We start from the raw sequence: 2352 nt of genomic DNA on the forward strand, positions 1-2352 counted from the left end.
TGTTCTCGCCCCGGAAACCGTCCGCCCGCAGATCCCATAACTTGGCCGTCACCTCCGGGACCAGCCGCTCCGAAAACCTCGCCACATCTAAAACCACAACCATCCTCCAAATCTGCCAGATGGTGCGCTCACCCCTTGAACCTCCCGTACGCTGCGCGCCGAATTCTCAAGCGCCCCCATGACGGGCCCGAGAATTCAGCTAGAGGACGTTTTCGTCCCATTGCTACCCGGAGCCTGACTGGGTTCCGCTTCAGTTGACATTCTCACCGACGGAGGCCTCGGGGATGTCTATGCAGTGGTGGATACGCTTGGATAGATGTCTTGCGCTGTGATCAGCTGTCTGTCTGTACGATGTCGTGAATTGCTTGGAGCACTTTCGAGATCCCGGCGGAATCGCGCGGGAGAATTCCCCCTCCAGTGTCTTTCATGACGAGCCAAGGAAGGCGAATGCTTTGACCGGTTAGCCCTACGGTCACGACTAACGAAACTCGTTCGCCGTATGCGTAGGCGATCGTACCTGTACCGATCGACGCGATCAGACTGTTCGGTATGGCACCGACTTGGGTGGGTTTGCTCGATGCGTTCCACAGAGTAAGCCCGTCGGCGCTGAACACTAGGAGGGTGAACCGGGTTCGTTTGGTCGTGTGGACCGAGGCTTGCCACGCGGCTCCGAACTCACTGCGACCGAGCCGAACGATGCCGACGGCGAATTCGTCGTACCCAATTCCCGTAATGATCACCGAGCCCGGGAACTGGGCCCTGAGCTCACTGATGCCCATGGTGCGGCGACGGTAAAACACATAGATGGGGACACCTGCTGCGAGGATCACCACAACTATGGTGATGACGGAAACCGTCAGGGTGAGCTGCACACCCCCGGACCCATTTTGCGACGCCTGAATAGTCGACGCAATGAGGCGGGCTAGCAAGATTACGACAGCGAGGACGGCCAGAAGAACAATCCATCTGCGGTTAGTTTTCATACAGAGTGCCTTCTGGTTAGCGTTTTGGTCTGACCGGTCATTGCCAGCGACCAACGGCTAGGAAGCACGTTTTGGTCTATGTCTTGTTGCTAATTGGCGGCGTGGCGGTGAGATGACGCAGCTGCCTCTCGTCTGGCTAGCTTGGCCTCTTCGCGGGTCAGGAATGGGTCGCCAGCTTCTCGAAGTACTGTGCCGCTTCTTGGATCTACCTGATCCATATCAAGGTAGTCCCGACGAGAAGTTGTATATCCACGGGACTTCTGTCTCCTGGTTTGGATTCGAATCATAAGCGTTGCAATAAAAACAACGCAGGCAAGACTCCCCCATATATATAGACACGTCAACGCGAACGGAACGTACGACGGCCCAGGGTTGCTCGGGCGGAAAATTACAGCTGCAAGCAGACCGACTGTACATATGGCCCAGATGGCTAAGACTACGAGAGCGAAAAGAATCCACGCTCGGGCTGAACCACCATGAATAAGTGCGACTTTGCGCATCCCGAAGTCCTTCTTCGAACGACTAGTGGGTGGCATAGTCACTCCAACCCGCCGTATTAGCCGCACCGCCGACCATGAAAGCCCCAGCTCCACCGGCTTGATCTATGGCGTCGAATGATGTGACTGCCATCCTACCGGTAGGCACTACAGCGCGTACCACGGTTCCAGCACCGCCCATCAAGGGGTCGGCCCACGGTTCGGTATAAATGACACGATAGGGGCGCAGGCACTTGATTGTGAGTTTTTGGCGCGGTATCTCTCTCGCCTGACTTCCGCTTGAATACGGGAAGAGAACATCTTGGGCGTTGGCGGCCATGGCAAGCCGTGGACAGGGCGACGACGTGGGCTCCAAGCAGGTTTTCGCACTATCTACGCAACCACACGCCCCGGAAACACGCGAGACACGATTGGTTGCCGGCTTCCAATCGTGTTGAATATTCCTTTTCGTGAGCTGACCCCTAGGTCACGTCACAGACCCAGAGTCGACGCGGACCGTCAGCGGTGAAGCGTCGCTGAACGAGATCAGTGGGCCGAGGGGCGGCGGGGTCGGATTTCGTCGTAAACACTCGCTTCGACCGTCTGACACCGCGAACCCCTGCGAGTCGCATCATCCGTTCGGTCTGGTCCCGGCCGATATCCCAGCCCTGCCGGCGCAGCAGCGCATGCATCTTCCGTCGCCCGTAGACGCCATAGTTCTCCGCGTGCAACCGGGCCACTTCGGGAATCAGCAGATCGTCTTTCAGCTGATACAGGTGTCGACGATTGGTGAATACTGACCCCGTGGCGTCGGGTGAGTTCTAATGCTGGTCAGCGGGTTTTCATGAATACGGCAGGAAGCAGTAACCCTGACCCCACCAGGATAGCAAAAA

Annotated in this window: 2 protein-coding genes; both read right to left on the bottom strand. The window is 57.3% G+C overall.

What is annotated here, in order from left to right:
* Positions 1 to 332: 332 nt before the first annotated feature.
* The gene (locus tag D4765_RS18920) at positions 333 to 983 is read right to left on the bottom strand and encodes a hypothetical protein (protein ID WP_161580503.1); all 651 of its coding nucleotides are present in this window, start codon (positions 981 to 983) and stop codon (positions 333 to 335) included.
* A 958-nt stretch (positions 984 to 1941) separates the two neighbouring features.
* Positions 1942 to 2235 (bottom strand): IS3 family transposase, encoded by a 294-nt coding sequence (locus D4765_RS20250; RefSeq protein WP_136643858.1) that lies wholly within the window; start codon positions 2233 to 2235, stop codon positions 1942 to 1944.
* Positions 2236 to 2352 lie beyond the last annotated feature (117 nt).

Origin of the sequence: Subtercola vilae, from assembly GCF_004923255.1 — a bacterium.
Taxonomy (GTDB): domain Bacteria; phylum Actinomycetota; class Actinomycetes; order Actinomycetales; family Microbacteriaceae; genus Subtercola; species Subtercola vilae.

Excerpts from the sequence above, each read along its gene's own strand:
- D4765_RS18920 (WP_161580503.1), bottom strand. The coding sequence starts at position 983 with ATGAAAACTAACCGCAGATGGATTGTTCTTCTGGCCGTCCTCGCTGTC.